The organism is Bradyrhizobium sp. HKCCYLRH2047, assembly GCF_051168175.1.
Taxonomy (GTDB): domain Bacteria; phylum Pseudomonadota; class Alphaproteobacteria; order Rhizobiales; family Xanthobacteraceae; genus Bradyrhizobium.
The window spans coordinates 104,995-122,580 of the sequence record NZ_JBNPUM010000012.1; the positions used below are offsets into that span (position 1 = coordinate 104,995).

A 17,586-nucleotide genomic window follows, 5' to 3' on the forward strand; every position below is an offset into this window, starting at 1 on the left:
TCCACGGTGACGCCGCGCCTGATGTGTTTTCTTCATTGAATTTTTAATGTAAAAACGTTGGATGTAAACAGCAGAGATTGAGCATGCGCTGCACACGCGTTGTGCGGAGCGGCATCGGGAGACGGGCTATTGAAGAGGACGACGAGCGCTGGGGCGAGGCGCAAGACCGTGGCGGTGAAGGCGAGAGTGGCGGGCGGCAAGGCGCGGTCACGGTCAGAGGCGGCTCGCGATGAGGCCGAGAGCGGCAAAGGCGACGCGAAGGGAGCGTGGCATCTTGCGCGCAGTGACACCGAGCGACGGCTGTCCGACTTTGAATTCGCGCTGGAGCGGCTGGCCCAGTCCTATTATCGCTGGAAGGCGTCCTGCCTCGCCGCCGTTTGCGAGGTGCCGCTGACCGGCGACGATGTCGCCGTCCTCAATGTCGTACGCATGGGCGACGAGCCGAAGCGGCTCGCCGAGGTTGGCCAACTGCTCAACCGCGTCGACGTGCCCAATCTGCAATATGCGACGCGCAAGCTGGTCCGCGCCGGGCTGATCGAGACCGAAGGCCGTTCCTCACGCAAGGAGACACGCTACCGCGCCACGACACGCGGCCGCGCCGTCACCGAGGATTATGCGGCCTTGCGCGCGGCAACCCTGCCGCCGATGTTCGACGGCCTACCCGGCTGGATCGACGGCTGCGCCGCGACAGCGGCTCAGCTTGACCAGATGGCGGGGCTGTACGGCCAGGCGACGCGCATCGCGATCACGAGGCGGCACCAGTCCTGACCCGCCTCAGCGCAATATTTCGACCTTGGACCGCTATGTCGCGACTGTGGACGCGCTGAGGCCGTTCATTTGAGCGCCCCATCTCTGGAGGCTAGATGGACGGAGAGAGAACAGGCCTTTGCCCGCAGCCTCCGGTCGTGTGGGGCACGACAGGGGCGAAAGGCCAGAAATAAGTTCAATGACTTATGCACCCCTCCTCTATTGAGGCGCCTTGATCTCAAATGGGAAATTTTAGCGGCGCCCGCACCGTCCAATGGTTGGGCTGGGCTAGGACGACCCGCCAAAGCCACGGCCTCAGGATCACAACCGCGCCCAAGGGGGAGGCGCGGAACCATCTCCAATTCCGCGCCATTGATGCCAACAGGCAAACAAGCGCATCCCGCAAAACGAGAAAACGACCATGAGAGACGATCCATCGCTCCCGCCGTTCGTCTATGAAGGGCTCTATCCTGCCGAGGACAAGAAGACCGCCTTTGGCTCCTTCGCTGGTCTCGTAAAGCAGGCTGCGAAGCAGGTGCGCAGCGCCGTGGAGTCCGGGCGCAAGCCAGGCATGCCGCTCAGCGTCCTAAGCAACGCCGCCCGCCGGGCCCCGCTTGCTTCTCTGCTGTTCGCGTTCCTTCTGGGCGCTTCGATAGCCCGCCGAAGGTGAATGCCACCAGCATGGGACGTAGCCCCTGCCCGTCCGCGCACGATTCTCCAACTGCCGGCAAGCGAAGCGCAACCAGACGACGATCTTGGCCCCGAGATCGTCCGGCTCTTCTGAGTTTCGCCTTGAACGCTATGCTTCCGCGCTGACGGACGCCCGAACGCCGAGGTGCAACGTGCCGGTGATCCGATATTGCAGGATCGCTGTTGCTGACCGCGCCGGTTCACCAGCTATCTTTCCAAACGTCCTCTTTTAGAGAGGCGGCTTCAGCAGATCGGAAGGCTCAACACCCAGCGCGACAGCCAGGGCTTGGACCTTGTCGAGTTGCTGCCGATCTACCAGCTCTCAAGCGACCGTCGACATTGTTGACGCAGGTCAACGCTCTTGGCGATGGACATGTCAGCTTTTTACAACTTCAGGTTAATCGGGACCAAAACTTAGCGAGAAGGATGAGGAGACTTCCCATGCGGCTCGGCGGTCATACTGCAGCACTAGGCATGTTGCTTGGCGTCCTCGCCTTCCCCAGCGTCTGCCAGGCCGGCGGCACCGTCGAGGTGCTGCACTGGTGGACATCCGGTGGCGAAGCCAAGGCGATCGCCACGCTGAAGAGCGCCTTCGAAGCCCAAGGCGGCAAATGGATCGATTCTCCAGTCGCTGGCGGGGGGGGCGACGCCGCCATGACCGCCTTGCGAGCGCGCGTTGTTGCCGGCAATCCGCCGAGCGCGGTCCAACTCAAAGGACCGAATATCCAGGAATGGGCGCGCCAGGGCGTACTCACCGATATCGATGCGGTCGCTCGGGCGGAAAAGTGGGACGAGCTGCTGCCGCCGGTGCTTGCGTCGATCATGAAGTTCGACGGCAAATACGTGGCCGCCCCCGTCAACATCCATCGGGTCAACTGGATCTGGGCCAACCCGGCGGTGCTTGCCAAAGCCGGCGTCTTGCCGCCGACAACCTGGGACGAGTTCAACGCCGCAGCGGACAAGCTCAAAGCCGCGGGGATCACGCCGCTGGCGCATGGTGGCCAGCCATGGCAGGACGCGACCTTGTTCGAGACGGTCGTGCTCGGGTTGGGTGGCGCGGATTTCTATCGCAAAGCGCTGGTCGAACTCGACGAAAAAGCGATCACCAGCAGCACGATGATCAAGGTGTTCGACCAGATGCGCAAGCTGCGTTCCTATGTCAGCCCGGATTTCTCCGGCCGCGACTGGAACCTCGCCACGGCCACCATCATGAACGGCCAGGCTGGCTTCCAGCTGATGGGAGATTGGGCGAAAGGCGAGTTCGTGGCGGCCGGAAAAGTGGCTGGCCAGGATTTCTTGTGCATTCCGGCGCCGGGCCTGCCGGGCTTCATCTTGAATTCGGACAGCATCGCGATGTTCAAGGTGAACGGTGTCGACAAGCTGGAGGGTCAGAAGGTGCTTGCCAGCCTGATCATGTCGGAGGGTTTCCAAGAGACGTTCAGCCTCAACAAGGGGTCGATCCCCGCACGGCTCGGCGTGCCGCGCGACAAGTTCGATTCCTGCGCGCGGAAATCGATGGACGATCTGGCTGCGGACACCAAGGCGAATACCCTGGTTCCAAGCATGGCGCATGAAATGGCGGTGTCGCGTTCGGTACGCGGCGAGATCCTGGACGTCGTGACCAACCATTTCAATTCGGACATGAGCTCGCAGGACGCTGTCAAACGATTGATGGAGGCGATCAGGCGCGCGAGGTCATAAGACGAACGGCGCTGCCGTCTGCAGCGCCTCATGTCCGTCGAGCAGTACCATCGCCATGCCCCACGCAGCGCTCCATCGATTCCTGCGACGTGTCGACACTTGGCTGCCGCGCCTGGTCATAAGTCCGTCCGGCGCGGCCGTGTTCGTGTTCGTGTATCTGTTCATTGCCTGGACGATCTACATCTCGTTCACCCGGTCCAGCGTCCTGCCCGATTACAGCTTTGCCGGGCTCGTCCAATACGCGCGGCTGTGGGCGACGCCGCGCTGGTATGTGGCGATCGCCAACCTGTTCATCTTCACCACCCTGTTCATGGGCGGCTGCACCGTTATCGGCATCATGCTGGCGATCCTGCTCGACCAGCGCATCCGCGTCGAAGGCGTGATCCGCACCATCTATCTCTACCCGATGGCATTGTCGTTCATTGTCACCGGCACCGCCTGGAAATGGATCCTCAACCCTGGTCTCGGACTGGAAAAGATGGTGCAGTCGCTCGGCGTTACGAGCTTTCGCTTCGACTGGCTGGTCAATCCGGACATGGCAATCTACACCGTCGTGATTGCCGGCATCTGGCAATCTTCCGGCTATGCCATGGCGCTATTTCTCGCGGGCCTGCGCTCGATCGACGACGATGTTCTCAAGGCCGCGGCGGTCGATGGTGCCGGTCCGTTCCGCCTCTATATCCAGCTCGTGCTGCCGATGCTGCGGCCGATCTTTCTGTCAGTATTTGTCGTGCTGAGCCATCTCGCGATCAAGAGCTTCGACCTCGTCATTGCATTGACGAACGGCGGGCCAGGCTATGCGACCGATATGCCTGCGACCTTCATGTACTCGTTCGCATTCCAGCGCAGCGAGCTCGGGACCGCGGCGGCGAGCGCAACCATGATGCTGGCGACCGTGGTGGCGATCATGGTGCCATATCTATGGTCCGAGCTGCGGACGGAGCGCCAATGATCCGCTCGCGCGCGCCCGGCATCGTCCGCCCGACCGGTATCCGAACCACGGTGCTGCGCGGCGTCCTGTTCGCGATCCTCGGCCTGTTCGTTCTCTACTACCTGCTGCCACTGCTGGTGATGGTGGCGACATCATTGAAGTCGCTCGCGGAGATTCGTACCGGCTCGCTGATCAGCCTTCCACGCGCCGTCACCTTCGAAGCGTGGCCGAAAGCCTGGGAATCCGCCTGTGTCGGGGTACGCTGCGCCGGTCTCAAGCCCTATCTCTGGAATTCGGTTCTGATGGTCGTTCCGTCGGTATGCCTCTCCACCATGCTTGGCGCCGTCAACGGCTATACCCTGGCGAAGTGGCGGTTTCCCGGCTCAGAGACGTTGTTCGGGTTGATCCTGTTCGGCGCCTTCATTCCCTTTCAGGTCGTTCTGTTGCCGATGGCGCGTACCCTCGGCATCCTCGATCTGGCCGGCACCATTCCCGGACTGGTGCTGGTCCACGTGATCTATGGAATTCCGTTCACGACGCTGTTCTTCCGCAACTTCTTCGTCACCGTCTCGGACGGCATCATGAATGCGGCCAAGATCGACGGCGCGGGCTTCTTCCGGATCTTCTTCCAGGTCGTGCTCCCGCTCGCGCCGTCGACCATCGTGGTGACCGTGATCTGGCAGTTCACCCAGATCTGGAACGACTATCTGTTTGGAGTGGCCTTCACGGCCGGCGACAGCAACCCGGTCACGGTTGCGCTGAACAATCTGGTCGCGACCTCGACGGGCGTCAAGGAATACAATGTCGACATGGCGGCGGCCATCATCGCTGCTCTGCCCACGCTGGCCGTCTATATCATCGCCGGAAACTATTTCTTGCGCGGGCTCTCCGCTGGTGCCGTGAAAGGTTGACCGTGGCTTCTGTACGTCTCGACAAGGTCTACAAGCAATTCGGCGCAACTGCGGTGCTCGACGGCATCGACCTCGAAATCGCCGATGGCGAATTCGTCGTGCTGGTCGGGCCTTCGGGCTGCGGCAAGTCGACCCTGCTCAACGTTGTGGCCGGGCTCGAGACATTGTCGGAAGGCCGGGTCCGGATCGGCGACCGGATCGTCGATGATGTACCGCCAAAGGATCGAAACATCGCAATGGTGTTTCAGTCCTATTCGCTCTATCCGACCAAGACCGTCCGCGACAACATCCTGTTCGGGATGGTGACGCGGCGAATCCCGGAGGTGCAGCAGCAGCAGGCTCTCGCGCGCGTGACCGAACTGCTGCATATTGAGCAGCTACTGCAGCGCAAGCCCGGCCAGCTATCCGGCGGACAGCGCCAGCGCGTCGCCATGGGACGGGCGCTGGTGCGCGAGCCCGATGTTTTTCTGTTCGACGAGCCTTTGTCCAATCTCGATGCCAAGCTGCGGGTGGAGATGCGCACCGAGATCAAGAAGCTGCACGCCCGGCTCGGGCAGACCATCATCTATGTCACTCATGATCAGGTGGAGGCGATGACGCTGGCTTCACGCATCGCCGTGATGGACAATGGGCGGATCCGTCAGTTCGCCGCGCCGGAAACCGTCTATGAGCAGCCGGCGGATCTGTTCGTTGCAGGTTTCATGGGCTCGCCGGCGATGAACCTGGTGCCGGCACGCGTCGTTCAGGGTGATGGAATCTGGCTCGAAGTGGAAGACGCGCGCGGCAATGTGCGACTTGCCGTTCCGCCGGGAGCGTCAGCCTCGATTGGCACTCATGTCGGGCGCCATCTGAAACTGGGACTCCGGCCGGAAATCATCACCCGTCAGGGCACCCAGAAGCCGAGCGGGTTGCTCTGCACGTTCCAACGTCCAGTCGATGTGGTCGAACCGACCGGACCCGATACCATGATCGTGTTCGATCTGGGCGGTGTAGAGATGATCGCGCGCGTCCACCCCGAGGACAAGGCGCCTGTCGGCAGCCTCTATTCTTTCGAGGTCAACATGGACAAGGCGAAGCTGTTCGATCCCGACTCCGGCAAGCGGGTCTGACACCCCTCCGGCTGGACCCAGGACCAGCCTTGGTGTTGGAGCTTGATGGAAATCAACCTCCCCGCCTGCAAGATCGAAACAATAGCAGCCTGTCATCACGGTTGCTGCAAGTGCCTACGCTTTCCTTAGCGGCTCCGCTTTGCGGCACGCGGAGCTGTGGTCGAGAACTGCATCGGTCAGGCCGCAATGGTTTCATAGTCAGGATGCCGCATGCATAAACATATTCTAATCCCGACGGACGGCTCGACGTTGTCGCAGGCTGCGGTTGAGTACGGCATCGCCCTCGCCAAGTCGGCTAGCGCCAAGGTCACAATATTGACCGTATCCACCCCCTTCCACACCTTTGCCGTCGAGCCGGCAATGGTCACGGACACGCCGGCGCAGTACGCGAAGCAGGTCGCGGCCCTTGCCACGAAGTATCTCGATGCGGCCAAGGAGGTCGCGTTGGCCGCTGGCGTCGGCTGCGAGGCCGTGCATGTCGAACATGATCATCCTTATCTGGCCATAGTCGACATGGCGAAAGCGAGGTCATGCGACCTGATCGTCATGGCATCGCACGGCAGGCGCGGGATCACCGCCATCATGCTCGGAAGCGAAACGAACAAAGTACTGACACACAGCAACGTGCCGGTGCTTGTCGTTCGCCCGCCGGACCGGCCGATCGTCTCCGTCGAATCCTGAACTCGACCGCTTCTGCGGCCGAGGTATGACTGCTCGCGTCTCATGGATGCTGCGCCGGGCAATGCCGAAGCACCCCAGGATCTCGCCGAGACGGTCACCGTCTCAAGATGACACCCGCCAAGGCAGACGGCCGGCGCTCACACCCTTGCCGAGCGCACTTTCGATGCCCACCGGCGTCCAATATCTTGCACGCCGGTTGACACACCTCGCCGCAGCCCAACCGTATCGCGGGGCGATCTGCTCGGCGCGCTTCGCTGAAATGTCGCAGGCTGCCTATCAGCACGCAGCCATTCAGGCCGCAGTTGGCGCCGCTCTTTCACGCTGCTCGGCCAGACTGCGCTGCAGGGCCTCCGCAAACATTACGACCTTCGCTTGGTACGTAGCCGATGCGACCTCACGTGCCGTGATTGCGAGACATCCGACTGGAGGCTTGCCCGCGAGTTCCTGCATCTGGCCGAAGGCTCTGTCGCTGCCTGCCCCGCCCAGCGTGCAAAAGAACGCCACCGCAGGAAGTCTTGACCTGCTTGCCAGCAGGAAGGCGCGGACGGGCGACGAAAGCGACCAGGCCCACACCGGCGTGCCGACAACAACGAGATCATAGCTCGATGGATCCTTGGCTATCGTAGCAATGCGCGATGGGACCTGCCGTCGCGCTTCGATCACCGATCGTACATAACCACGCATCCCTCGCCGGCTTACGGCCTCGACGATCTCTTCGCTGTCACAGCTCAGCGCTGTCCAGGCCGGCGTAGCCCCAGTCGAGCACGTGGTTATTGGCCAGGACACAGCGGTCGATTCCTGCTGCGATGAGGCAGTCCGCGTTCTCTGGGCTCATGCGGTAGTTGATGCCCTTGTGAGCCCCGTCGTTACTGTGGGTCACGGCCGTTTCGAGATTGACGCTCCGTGCATCCGGCTGCATGCGCGCAAGTTCGTCCAGGGCGGCGCCCCAGATGTAGGATGGTGCATTGCGCCGCGAAATGTGGCCGCTCGCCTGCTCGGCAAGGAACACATAATCCTCGGCCGACCGCGAGGCCTGCTGCTCAATGAGCTTCCGAGATGCGTCAGATGAAGCTGGACGGGTCGCAGTCATCGTCAGCGCGAAGGCGAAGGATCTTGGAGGGTCGAATTCGGGTCCGCTGCGACGGGCGGTTTCGCCCCGCTGTCTTCGGGGCCACGCGTACAAGGAAAGCTGAAGGCGCCGTCGTCGATGACGTGACGAGCATGCCGCGTCGATTGAGGCATCTCAATTTCAATAGATTGGACTTTGCCTAAGCTGGGGGCATCCGGGCTGGGACGACGACGATGAAATTTCCCACGGGCTGGTGGATCCAAGGTGTCGCCATCATGGCGGCAGTCGCGCTGCTCGGCTCCTCTGCGAGCGCAGGATGCAGCTTCGAGGACGTTGCCAACGCGTTCTGCGGAACGCTCAAGGCAACATCGGACTGCAAGTCTGTTTGCGAGGATGACGCATCCTGCGCTGCCGCGGTCGCACTTGAAATAGCTCTTGCGGGGGTCGCCCTCGAAGGATCGGACACCGGAAAGGGACAAGGGCTGGTCGATCAATTCTGCGCGGAAGCCAAAGTGAAGGGAAAGGATATCGTCGGTGCGCTGAACACGATATTCGGCAATGCAATCGCGAAGGAAGTGCTCGGCGATTTGTCAACTGAGCTCGCGGCCGTGGGCTCAGCTGCCAAGGTTGTGCAGTGCGCCTGTGAAACGGAGCAGAGCACGAATTCGATCGGCGCCGATATCGGCGCGTGCATTCAAGATGCGTTGTGCGGGGGGCTGGGGATCGGCTGCAACTGCTCGCGGCCACCGCCTCAGATGGCTTATTGCGGATCGGTCGACGTCAAGCATTGCCAGACGGAAGGTCACTTCGATCAGATGAAGGACCCCGCCTGCGTTCCCTACAGCTCGATTGCGAACTGCAATGACAAGTGGCAGAAGTGCGGCTACGGCGACAATATCCCAACGGTGGAGAGGATTGAGTCGGCGGAGGGAACGCTGGCCGTTCAACTACCTCCCACGCAAGAGGATACGGGTTGTGACCCGGTCATATCTTGCTTTTGTCCCAAGCCGATGGTGCCGGCCTGGCACGAGATCTCCAATCCGAACAGCGACGTGCATCGCTGGCTATTCGCCTGCGATTGTCCATATGAGGCCAACAATCCGGATCATCAAACACACCCAGGCCCGATCCTACCGAGCGGCTTGTCTCAGTGCCTCTGCGACAACACGGGTAAGCCGGCGAACCTGGGTTTTGCGCCGTTCGGCATGTGTCCGCCGCCGGCGTGCCCCGCGGGACAGACGCGTATGGGCCTGACCGGTGCGTGTGTGACACCGTGCTCCGATCCAACCCAGGGCATGGCGTTTGATGGCAGTTGCTGTAATCCCGCGCAGATGACGTCCTGCGGGCAATGTTGTCCGGTGGGCACGATACCTGACCCGAACAGCGGCACCTGTGTGCCGAAGCAGGCGGTGAAATGAGATTGGCGTCGTGACGCCACGGCCGGCACGATCGGCCGTCTATCGATTGACGCATCTCAAATTCAATGGACGCAGGTTCGGTTATCTCTATCGGGCCAAGTCAGTGGCGGGCGATGGTCATGCAACTTCGAGGAAGTTGGTGGTTCCACGGCGCAGCGATCGCCGCCGCAATGCTGCTGTTAGCGTCGCCGGCGCGAGCAGGCTGCAACCCAAGCGACATATTCAATGCTGCCAAACAGACGGTGGGCGGACTGTCGAGTTGCGCGGATGCCTGCGCGGACGGAGCTGGGTGCGCTGCGGCGGCTGCAGCCACCGGGGTCCTCACCGAGGTCGCCGGCGCTGCGGGGCAAGGCGCGGTCAACTCGTTCTGCAGCAAAGTACAGGGAAACCTCACCCAGATCCTCGCCCAACTGCAGTCGGCGGGCGGCTCGAAGATTGGACAGGGCCTGCTCGGGGAGCTCGCCAATGTGCTGTCCGCCGTCGGTTCGCCCGCGAAGGTCATGCAATGCGCCTGCTCAACCGAGCAGGGGGCGGGTTCCCTTGGCTCGGACATCGGGCAATGCATGGAGGACGCGCTGTGCTGGCTTCAGGAAGAGATTGGTCTCGGCGCTTGCGATTGCACGCGACCACCGCCCCGTTTCGCCAATTGCGCTGCCATCGACCTGAAGAAGTGTGAAGGCAAGGACTTCCTCACCAGAATGCATGACCCTGCATGTGTTGCGCCCGGCTCGATCGGCCACTCCATCCCGAGCTGCCAAAGCACGGGGAGCTACATGGAGCCGTGGCAGCCGACATTGGCATGCACGACGACTGCCGAGGGAACACTCATCGAGCAGTTGCCCCCTTCCGCTGAGGGTACAGGTTGCGAAGGAGTGCAGTATTGCTTCTGCCCGTCGCCGATGAAGGCTGACTGGCAGGAAGTCCCCAATCCTGATTCAGGCGATCATCGATACGCCTTCGCGTGCGAGTGCCCGGACGGCACGCATCCCGGCGCCATGATGCCGAGCGGGATCTCGTCATGTCTGTGTGACAACACGAACCAGCCCGCCAACCTGGGCTTTGCGCCGTTCGGCATGTGTCCGCCGCCGGCGTGCCCCACCGGACAGGTTCGCATCGGCGGCATCGGCGACTGCATCACGCCATGCGCCGATCCGAGCCAAGGCATGGCGTTCGATGGGAGCTGCTGCAATCCGGCCCAGATGACCTCCTGCGGGCAATGCTGCCCGCTGGACACCATCCCCGACCCGAAGAGCGGCACCTGCGTTCCGCGACCTGAGCCCCCGAAATGAGTCGACAGAGCATCATGGAATATTGTCGTCATACCTCGTTGGCTATCGCCGCCCGTGCGATGCGGCGCATCGTCATCGTGTCGAGCTTGGCACTCGCGCTCGTCAGCACGGCATCGGCTCAGGCCCCCCGGAGCATCTACGCGCCGGGCCAGGCGGTCGTCACCGGTTTCTCCGGCGGTCTGCGTCCGTTCGAGATCGAGCCCGGCCAGGACCCCGATCTGAACTCCTTCATTAATCCAGACGGACCGTCGCTGCGCGTCGTTGATCTCAGCCGCATGGGCGGGCCGCCGGAAGCACAGGTGGTCGGCGCTCCGAAACCGTTCACGGTGAGCGCGAAGTGGATCGGACAGGTGTTCGGTGTTGCGCTGGACGACCAGTCGCCCCCCAACATCTATGTCGCGGCGACATCGGCCTATGGGCTGCCCATCGTCGCACCCGGATCGGATGGCAAGCCGCAGCACATCAGATCCGGGAGGACCGGTGCAGTCTTCATGCCGGCACAATGGGGCCCCGGAGGAGGCCCTGGGTCGATCTGGAAGATCAACGGCCTTACCGGCGAGGTGAAGCTATTTGCGAACGTCCTCACTGAGGGAAAGGCGAACTCGGGCGCAGCGCTCGGCGCGCTCGCGTATGATTCTGCCACGAAGTCGCTGTTCGTCGCCGACCGCGAGACCGGCCTGATCCATCGCCTCGACCCGAACGGCGCGGATCTCGGCGTCTACGATCACGGCACCGCCGGCACGGCCGCCGTCGGGCTTGCGCCGATGCCCGCTGCTGGCGGGGCCGGCATTAATCTCGCGAGCCCACAGTTTGATAGCGCCCGCCCCGAGACCTGGGGCTATGCCGCGACGGCACGGCGCGTGTTCGGTCTCGCGATACGCGATCGTCGTCTCTATTACGCTGTCGCCGACGGACTGCGCATCTGGTCGGTCGGCCTCAAGCCGGATGGTTCGTTCGGCTCGGACATCAGGATCGAGGTCGCAGTGCCACCCGCGGCCGGCCCGACCGAAATCTCGCGCATCACCTTCGATGATGCAGGGCGGATGTATCTTGCCGAGCGGCCGGCGCCGACTGGCGCGCAGGATTTCGAGGCGCTGTCGGCGCCATCGATCGGTCGCGCGCTGCGCTATACCATGATCGGCGTCACCGAGGCCCAACAGCCGATCTGGCAGGCCGTGCCGGACGAATATGCGGTGGGCTTCCCCGAGACCTTCCGCAACGACAATGGCGGCGTCGCCATCGGCTACAGCTACGATGAGCGCGGCAACATCAATCCCCGCTCCTGCGGCGGCTTCGTCTGGATCACCGGAGAACAGTTGCGCTACACGACCGACCCCAAGCTCTCCGCAGAGCTTGGTCATACAGACATGCTCGCAATCGACGGCCTGCAGGGAAATCCAGCTTGGCGCATCCGTCGTGGCGATGCGCCGCCGCGGATGAGCTATTTCATCGATTATGCCGATGCGCCGCCCGATCTGTCGGCCCGGGGGCATCTGGGAGACATTGCTATCCTGCGGATCTGCGCGGAGCAGCCGGCGGAGCTGCTCCCGGGCCCGCTCCCGGCCGGCGTGCCGCTGCCACCGCCGAGTTTCCGCGCCTGTCAGACGCATGTGTGCGGTCCCCCGGGTTTCCCGGTCTGTCCGATCAATCAGGTGTGGAGCAAGGGCGCTTGCGCGTCGAACTGCGCGCCGCCTGAAATCCTCCTGGGCGGCAGGTGCTGTTCACCTGCCGACCTCGGACCCGGCGGTGCCTGTTCGAGCGGCTCGATTCCATCGACTGACATTGCCAAACCGATGTGCGGGGTCACCCAGACGGCGATCGGCCCCAAGCAGGAGTGTTGCAACAACGATCACATCTATTCCGGTCCGGGTGGCGTTCAGGCTTGCTGCCTGAGCGCTCTCGTGAATGGCGTTTGCGAGCCCTCCATTCCGAAAATCCCAAACGGAAAGTGCCCGGATTGCTGTTCGCCCGGCTATGTGAAGATCGCGGGCAAATGCTGCCTGAAAAGCCAGGCGACTTCGAAAGGGGTTTGCTGTCCGATCGGACAGACGCCGAGCGCCGACGGGACACAGTGCCAGCCAACGTTCAAGATTCCCAAGATCTCGCTTTGCTGTGCCGCAGGCTACGTCCCGACCGCGGCGGGCAAGTGCTGCGCGACCGCAAACCTGACGACGAGCGGCGAGTGCTGTCCGGCCGCCGTCAATCCGAAGGATCGCTCGCGATGTGTTGCGCCAGCCCAGAAGAAGTCCGTTCCGCAAGAGCCCTGCGCCGCGGGCAAAGTTCGCGACGACGAGGGCGTTTGCGTGGCGCGAAAACCCTCGCCTGTGCCTGTCGTGCCCGGGCCGTCACCGCGACGTCCCTCGATACCCAAGGTTCCAGACAAGCGCGCGCCGTCTAACACAGGCCCGATCACCTGCCCGCCCGGCATGGTTCCCGGGCCACTCGGCAAGCGCTGCTGGCCGGCCGCACGTGGTCGCATTGCGCCGCTTGCGCCTCGCTGGACTGCACCACCGCCGCTCGAGAGAGGTCGCTAGGAGCTTTGTGTGGTGCCGATGATGATGCAGTGCTCGCTTGTCGTGGTGAAGAACACGAGTGGAAGGAACTGAGGGATGATTGGAGTAACTGACATGCCGAAGCTCTCGCGCATTCGTATTCGTGCCATCACAGCAGTCACGCTCGTTGCCGCGGCGATCGCCGTACCCAGGACAGCCCAGGCTGAGTGGCAGCGCGCGGACATCGACCAGGCGATCCAGCAATATCTCGCCGCGCACCCGGAAGCCCTGGGGCCGGCAATCGAGAAATACCTGGCTGATCACCCGGAGGCGGTGCGCACTGCCCTGATGGCGCTGATTGCCAAGCGCAACGCTGTCGCCCAGACCGCGCCCGCGGCTGCGGCGGCCAGCGTCAAGCAGGCGATCAGTGACAACGCCAAGGCGCTGTACAACGCGCCGTTGCAGACGACACTCGGCGCCGCTGACGGCACCAGGACGGTGGTCGAATTTTACGACTTCAACTGCGGCTATTGCCGCAAGGCGCTCGGCGACACCCTTGCGCTGATCGCCGACGAACCGAACGTGCGCATCGTGCTCAAAGAGCTTCCGATTCTCGGGCCGGACTCCGTCGAAGCCGCGAAGGTCGCGATCGCGCTGCAGATGCATCATCCCAGTGCCGGGGAATCCCTGGAGTTTCATCGCCGCCTGCTGGCGAAGAAGGGAAGGGTCGATCGTGCCGCGGCGCTTGAGGTGGCCGCAGATCTCGGCTTCAACGCAGGCGAGATCGAGAAGGATGCGGCGAGCGTCGAGGTGAACGAGGCCCTGCAGCAGAACACGCGCCTTGCCTCGGCGCTCGGCATCAATGGCACGCCGGGTTATGTCGTCGGCGACAGCATAGTCCCCGGGGCGGTCGGGGCCGCAGGGCTGAAGGCACACCTCTCGGCTGTGAAGGAACCATAGCGCGCGAGCGACCGAGGCTTGGCACCAGCTCCGCCAAGTGCGTTCCGGTGACGTCCCCGCACAGGAACAGACGCACCTGACGCAATGCGTCGGTCATGGTGGCGACGCTGGTTGCGACATGGATGCGGCGGGCAACTGCTGGCGGTTGCCAGTGCCGCATCTGCGCATGGCCGAATTGACATTGCTCAATAGTCGCGTGAGCTATTCGAGCTACCTGATGTCATGGATGATTTTGCGCCAGGCACTCTCGAGCGTCGTCGCGCCTTGATCGCGCTCGTGAAGGATCTCGTCCACGAGCTTCATCCTCAGCGCGGCCGGTTCATGGAGGTCGAGCCTTCGAGTCGCATCGAGCGAGACCTCGGGATCGACAGCCTCGCGCGCACTGAATTGATCCTGCGCATCGAGCGGGCTTTCCACGTTCGCCTTCCGGCGCAGGCGGTCGGCGAGGCAGAAACCGTCGAGGATCTGGTCCGCGCGCTCGAACGGGCCGGCCCGACGCTGGACCGCCCGGTCTCAGTCGGGCGCCCGGTTTCGGCGCTTCCGGCCGTACCGGCCGCAAGCGAGGCGCGCACCTTGATCGAGGTGCTGGACTGGCACGCCACGCGACACGCCGACCGGCTGCATTTGACAGTATTGCAGGACGAGGCGACGACGCTCGGGACGCTCACCTATGGAGAACTTGCGGCGAAAGCCCGGCAGGTGGCCCGCGGTCTGATCGCGCGAGACATCACGGCAGGAGACCGGATTGGATTGATGCTCCCCACCAGCATCGATTTTTTCGTCGCCTTCTTCGGCATTCTCTACGCCGGCGCGATACCGGTCCCGATCTACCCGCCGATGCGCCTGTCGCAGGTTGAGGACCATCTACGGCGCCAGACCAGGATTTTGCGCAATGCCGGCACCCGGATGCTGATCACCATGCCGGAAGGACGGCGATTAGCCGGCCTGCTTCGCAGTCTGGTGCAAAGCCTGGTCAGCGTCGCCAGTGTCGCCGACATCGAAGCCTCCGCGGCGCCGGCGCCGCTACCCCATTTGAAGGATGCGAGTGCAACGGCCCTGATCCAGTATACGTCAGGCAGCACCGGTGACCCGAAAGGCGTGGTGCTCAGCCATGCGAAGCTGCTCGCCAACATCAGAGCGATGGGCACGGTGATGGAAGCCGGTTCCGCCGACGTCTTCGTCAGCTGGCTGCCGCTGTATCACGACATGGGGCTGATCGGCGCGTGGCTCGGCTGCATGCATTATGCAGCACCGCTCTACGTGATGTCGCCGTTGAGTTTTCTGATCCGACCGCAGAGCTGGCTGTGGGCGATGCATCGGTATCACGCAACGTTTTCAGCATCGCCCAATTTCGGTTTCGAGCTATGCCTTGCCAAGATCAGCGATGATGATCTCGAGGGACTCGATCTGGGCTCGCTGCGCATGGTCGCCAACGGCGCCGAACCGGTCAGCGTCCAGACTCTGCGCCAGTTTGCCGAGCGGTTCGGCCGTCACGGCTTTCCCGCAAAGGCGATGGCGCCGGTCTATGGCCTGGCCGAAAACTCCGTCGGCCTGGCTTTTCCGCCGCTCGGCCGCGGGCCGGTCATCGATCGCATCAATCGCGACGAACTGAGTATTCACGGCATCGCGAAGCCGGCACCGCCTGGCGATACAGCGGTCCTGGAGATTCCGGCGTGCGGCCAGCCGCTTCCCGGCCATGAAATCCGCGTGGTTGACGCGACCGGCCGCGAGCTGGGCGAACGGCGGGAAGGACGGATCGAGTTTCGCGGCCCATCGGCGACAAGCGGCTATTTCCGCAACGAGACGAAGACGCGCGAACTGTTCCATGGAGATTGGCTCGACACCGGCGACCGCGGCTACATGGTTGGGGGCGACATCTTCGTGACGGGACGAGTCAAGGACATCATCATACGAGCCGGCAGGCATCTCTATCCCCAAGAGATCGAGCAAGCAGTTGCCAATATCCCGGGCGTGCACAAAGGCGGCGTCGCGGTGTTCGGCGTACCCGATCGCGTCTCGGGGACGGAGCGCGTCGTCGTGCTGGTCGAAACCCGTGAGTCCGACCAACCTCGCCGCCTCGAGTTGCAGGCGCGCGCCCAGGAGGTTGTGACGGACGTCGCAGGCACGCCACCCGACGAGATCGTGTTGGCGCCGCCCCGCACAGTGCCGAAGACATCGAGCGGAAAGATTCGCCGCAGTGCGGCCCGGGAGCTATACCAAAGAGGCGATATCGATACGCACCAGGGCACACTTGGTTTGCAGTTGTTGCGTCTTGCCCTTGCCAGCGCGGCGACTCGGGCCGGTCGGCTTGGCCGACTGCTCTACGAGGACATCTATGCAGCATGGTGGTGGATCATGCTCGGCGGCGCCTTCGCTGCGGGATATCTTGCCGTGCTCATCCTTCCGACGCCGAGATCGCGCTGGTCGGCGCTCAGGCAGATCGGTCGCATTGCGCTCGCAGGGATGGGCGTTCCGCTTGCGATCAAGGGCCTGGAGAAAATCCCTGCGCAAGGGGCGGTACTCGTATTCAACCATTCCAGCTATATGGACGCCTTTGCTCTGGCTGCGACACTCCCCGGGGAGCCAGCGATCGTCGCAAAGCGTGAATTGGCCGAGCAGCTTGTCGCAGGACCAATCCTGCGCCGGCTCGATATTCCCTTCGTCGAACGTTACGACGTCTCGGGCAGCCTGACGGATGCCGCGCGACTGGGTGCGCTAGCCCGCGACCGGCGGCTTCTCGTCTTCTTTCCAGAAGGAACGTTCACCCGCAGGGCCGGGTTGTCCGGCTTCTATCTCGGCGCCTTCAAGACCGCGGCAGAAGCCGATCTTCCCGTTCTGCCGGGCATCATCGCCGGCACACGGACAATGTTGCGCAGCGATCAGTGGTTCCCGCGCTACAGCGCAGTCAGCATCGAGATCGGCGATCCGATCCAGCCCGGCGGCATCGATTTTCAATCCATCATTCGGCTGCGCGACCAAGTGCGACAATGGATGCTCGCTCGTTGCGGCGAGCCGGATCTGGAAGAACTCGTCAAGCCCGAGCCGATGTCCCCCGCAGCCTGAAGGAGAGAGCCATGAAGCTCGTTTCCAGCGCCTTTGCCGACGGAGCGGTCATTCCGCGGCACTTTACCTGTGACGGAGACAACGTTTCGCCTCCTCTACAGTGGTTCGGTGCGCCAGCGGGAACGCGGAGCTTCGTGCTGCTCTGCGACGATCCCGACGCGCCCGCCGGCACTTGGCACCACTGGGCGGCCTACGACATTCCGTTCACGAAGACGGAGCTTGCCGAGGATGCCACGAATGCGATCATCAAGGAAGCGGTCAACGATTTCCACAAGACCGGTTATGGCGGGCCCTGCCCTCCACATGGCCATGGGCCGCATCGTTATCATTTTCGGCTGCTCGCGCTTTCGACCGACCATGTCAGGGCCAAGGCAAACGCGTCCTGCCGGGATGTCGAGCGCGAGGCACGCAAATTTTCGCTCGCGGAAGCGGTTCTTGTCGGCCGCTATGAGAGATAGCGCTGCCAACCTGAGCGCACAGAAACATGACCCATTGTCAATCTGCGGCAAAGCGCGCGTGTCGGGC

General features: G+C 63.0%; 14 protein-coding genes. 13 read left to right on the plus strand and 1 reads right to left on the minus strand.

Going from position 1 to position 17,586, the window contains the following annotated elements; translation table 11 throughout:
- The first annotated feature begins 129 nt into the window (after positions 1-129).
- The 7 genes from ACQR1D_RS25870 (at position 130) to ACQR1D_RS25900 (ending at position 6,770) form a co-directional block, all read left to right on the plus strand.
- Complete coding sequence (locus ACQR1D_RS25870; RefSeq protein ID WP_434839783.1) at positions 130-768, plus strand: helix-turn-helix domain-containing protein; 639 nt, start codon at positions 130-132, stop codon at positions 766-768.
- A gap of 400 nt (positions 769-1,168) precedes the next feature.
- Positions 1,169-1,417: a hypothetical protein gene (locus tag ACQR1D_RS25875; protein ID WP_434839784.1), complete on the plus strand. Its 249-nt coding sequence runs from the start codon at positions 1,169-1,171 to the stop codon at positions 1,415-1,417.
- Between the two features lie 461 nt (positions 1,418-1,878).
- Positions 1,879-3,138 (plus strand): ABC transporter substrate-binding protein, encoded by a 1,260-nt coding sequence (locus ACQR1D_RS25880; protein WP_315802388.1) that lies wholly within the window; start codon positions 1,879-1,881, stop codon positions 3,136-3,138.
- Positions 3,139-3,193: 55 nt separating this feature from the next.
- On the plus strand, positions 3,194-4,090 hold the full coding sequence (locus ACQR1D_RS25885) for a carbohydrate ABC transporter permease (protein WP_315802387.1): 897 nt from the start codon (positions 3,194-3,196) through the stop codon (positions 4,088-4,090).
- Positions 4,087-4,980, plus strand: a complete 894-nt coding sequence (locus ACQR1D_RS25890) for a carbohydrate ABC transporter permease (RefSeq protein WP_316218428.1) — start codon at positions 4,087-4,089, stop codon at positions 4,978-4,980. The genes ACQR1D_RS25885 and ACQR1D_RS25890 overlap by 4 nt, the downstream gene beginning before the upstream one ends.
- A 2-nt stretch (positions 4,981-4,982) precedes the next feature.
- The gene (locus ACQR1D_RS25895) at positions 4,983-6,089 is read left to right on the plus strand and encodes an ABC transporter ATP-binding protein (protein WP_434839785.1); all 1,107 of its coding nucleotides are present in this window, start codon (positions 4,983-4,985) and stop codon (positions 6,087-6,089) included.
- A gap of 210 nt (positions 6,090-6,299) precedes the next feature.
- On the plus strand, positions 6,300-6,770 hold the full coding sequence (locus tag ACQR1D_RS25900) for a universal stress protein (protein ID WP_434894152.1): 471 nt from the start codon (positions 6,300-6,302) through the stop codon (positions 6,768-6,770).
- A gap of 721 nt (positions 6,771-7,491) precedes the next feature.
- Here ACQR1D_RS25900 and ACQR1D_RS25905 read toward each other — a convergent pair.
- A complete protein-coding gene (locus ACQR1D_RS25905; RefSeq protein WP_434894153.1) occupies positions 7,492-7,860 on the minus strand; it encodes a CapA family protein in 369 nt (122 codons plus the stop codon).
- A 212-nt stretch (positions 7,861-8,072) separates the two neighbouring features.
- Here ACQR1D_RS25905 and ACQR1D_RS25910 point away from each other — a divergent pair, with 212 nt between their 5' ends.
- From ACQR1D_RS25910 to ACQR1D_RS25935, 6 genes are all read left to right on the plus strand, one after another.
- Positions 8,073-9,257: a hypothetical protein gene (locus ACQR1D_RS25910; RefSeq protein ID WP_434894154.1), complete on the plus strand. Its 1,185-nt coding sequence runs from the start codon at positions 8,073-8,075 to the stop codon at positions 9,255-9,257.
- 119 nt (positions 9,258-9,376) lie between these two features.
- Positions 9,377-10,546: a hypothetical protein gene (locus ACQR1D_RS25915; RefSeq protein WP_316218424.1), complete on the plus strand. Its 1,170-nt coding sequence runs from the start codon at positions 9,377-9,379 to the stop codon at positions 10,544-10,546.
- A 38-nt stretch (positions 10,547-10,584) separates the two neighbouring features.
- Complete coding sequence (locus tag ACQR1D_RS25920) at positions 10,585-13,080, plus strand: hypothetical protein (RefSeq protein ID WP_434894155.1); 2,496 nt, start codon at positions 10,585-10,587, stop codon at positions 13,078-13,080.
- Between the two features lie 93 nt (positions 13,081-13,173).
- The gene (locus ACQR1D_RS25925; RefSeq protein ID WP_315802378.1) at positions 13,174-13,998 is read left to right on the plus strand and encodes a DsbA family protein; all 825 of its coding nucleotides are present in this window, start codon (positions 13,174-13,176) and stop codon (positions 13,996-13,998) included.
- Between the two features lie 222 nt (positions 13,999-14,220).
- Positions 14,221-17,061: an AMP-binding protein gene (locus tag ACQR1D_RS25930; protein ID WP_434894156.1), complete on the plus strand. Its 2,841-nt coding sequence runs from the start codon at positions 14,221-14,223 to the stop codon at positions 17,059-17,061.
- Positions 17,062-17,072: 11 nt separating this feature from the next.
- Positions 17,073-17,519: a YbhB/YbcL family Raf kinase inhibitor-like protein gene (locus ACQR1D_RS25935; RefSeq protein ID WP_434894157.1), complete on the plus strand. Its 447-nt coding sequence runs from the start codon at positions 17,073-17,075 to the stop codon at positions 17,517-17,519.
- The last annotated feature ends 67 nt before the right edge of the window (positions 17,520-17,586 follow it).

Bases quoted from the DNA above. Each gene is read 5' to 3' on its own strand.
- ACQR1D_RS25875 (WP_434839784.1), top strand. From the start codon at position 1,169: ATGAGAGACGATCCATCGCTCCCGCCGTTCGTCTATGAAGGGCTCTAT.
- ACQR1D_RS25880 (WP_315802388.1), top strand. From the start codon at position 1,879: ATGCGGCTCGGCGGTCATACTGCAGCACTAGGCATGTTGCTTGGCGTC.
- ACQR1D_RS25885 (WP_315802387.1), top strand. From the start codon at position 3,194: ATGCCCCACGCAGCGCTCCATCGATTCCTGCGACGTGTCGACACTTGG.
- ACQR1D_RS25890 (WP_316218428.1), top strand. From the start codon at position 4,087: ATGATCCGCTCGCGCGCGCCCGGCATCGTCCGCCCGACCGGTATCCGA.
- ACQR1D_RS25900 (WP_434894152.1), top strand. From the start codon at position 6,300: ATGCATAAACATATTCTAATCCCGACGGACGGCTCGACGTTGTCGCAG.
- ACQR1D_RS25905 (WP_434894153.1), bottom strand. From the start codon at position 7,860: ATGACTGCGACCCGTCCAGCTTCATCTGACGCATCTCGGAAGCTCATT.
- ACQR1D_RS25910 (WP_434894154.1), top strand. From the start codon at position 8,073: ATGAAATTTCCCACGGGCTGGTGGATCCAAGGTGTCGCCATCATGGCG.
- ACQR1D_RS25915 (WP_316218424.1), top strand. From the start codon at position 9,377: ATGCAACTTCGAGGAAGTTGGTGGTTCCACGGCGCAGCGATCGCCGCC.
- ACQR1D_RS25925 (WP_315802378.1), top strand. From the start codon at position 13,174: ATGCCGAAGCTCTCGCGCATTCGTATTCGTGCCATCACAGCAGTCACG.
- ACQR1D_RS25930 (WP_434894156.1), top strand. From the start codon at position 14,221: ATGGATGATTTTGCGCCAGGCACTCTCGAGCGTCGTCGCGCCTTGATC.
- ACQR1D_RS25935 (WP_434894157.1), top strand. From the start codon at position 17,073: ATGAAGCTCGTTTCCAGCGCCTTTGCCGACGGAGCGGTCATTCCGCGG.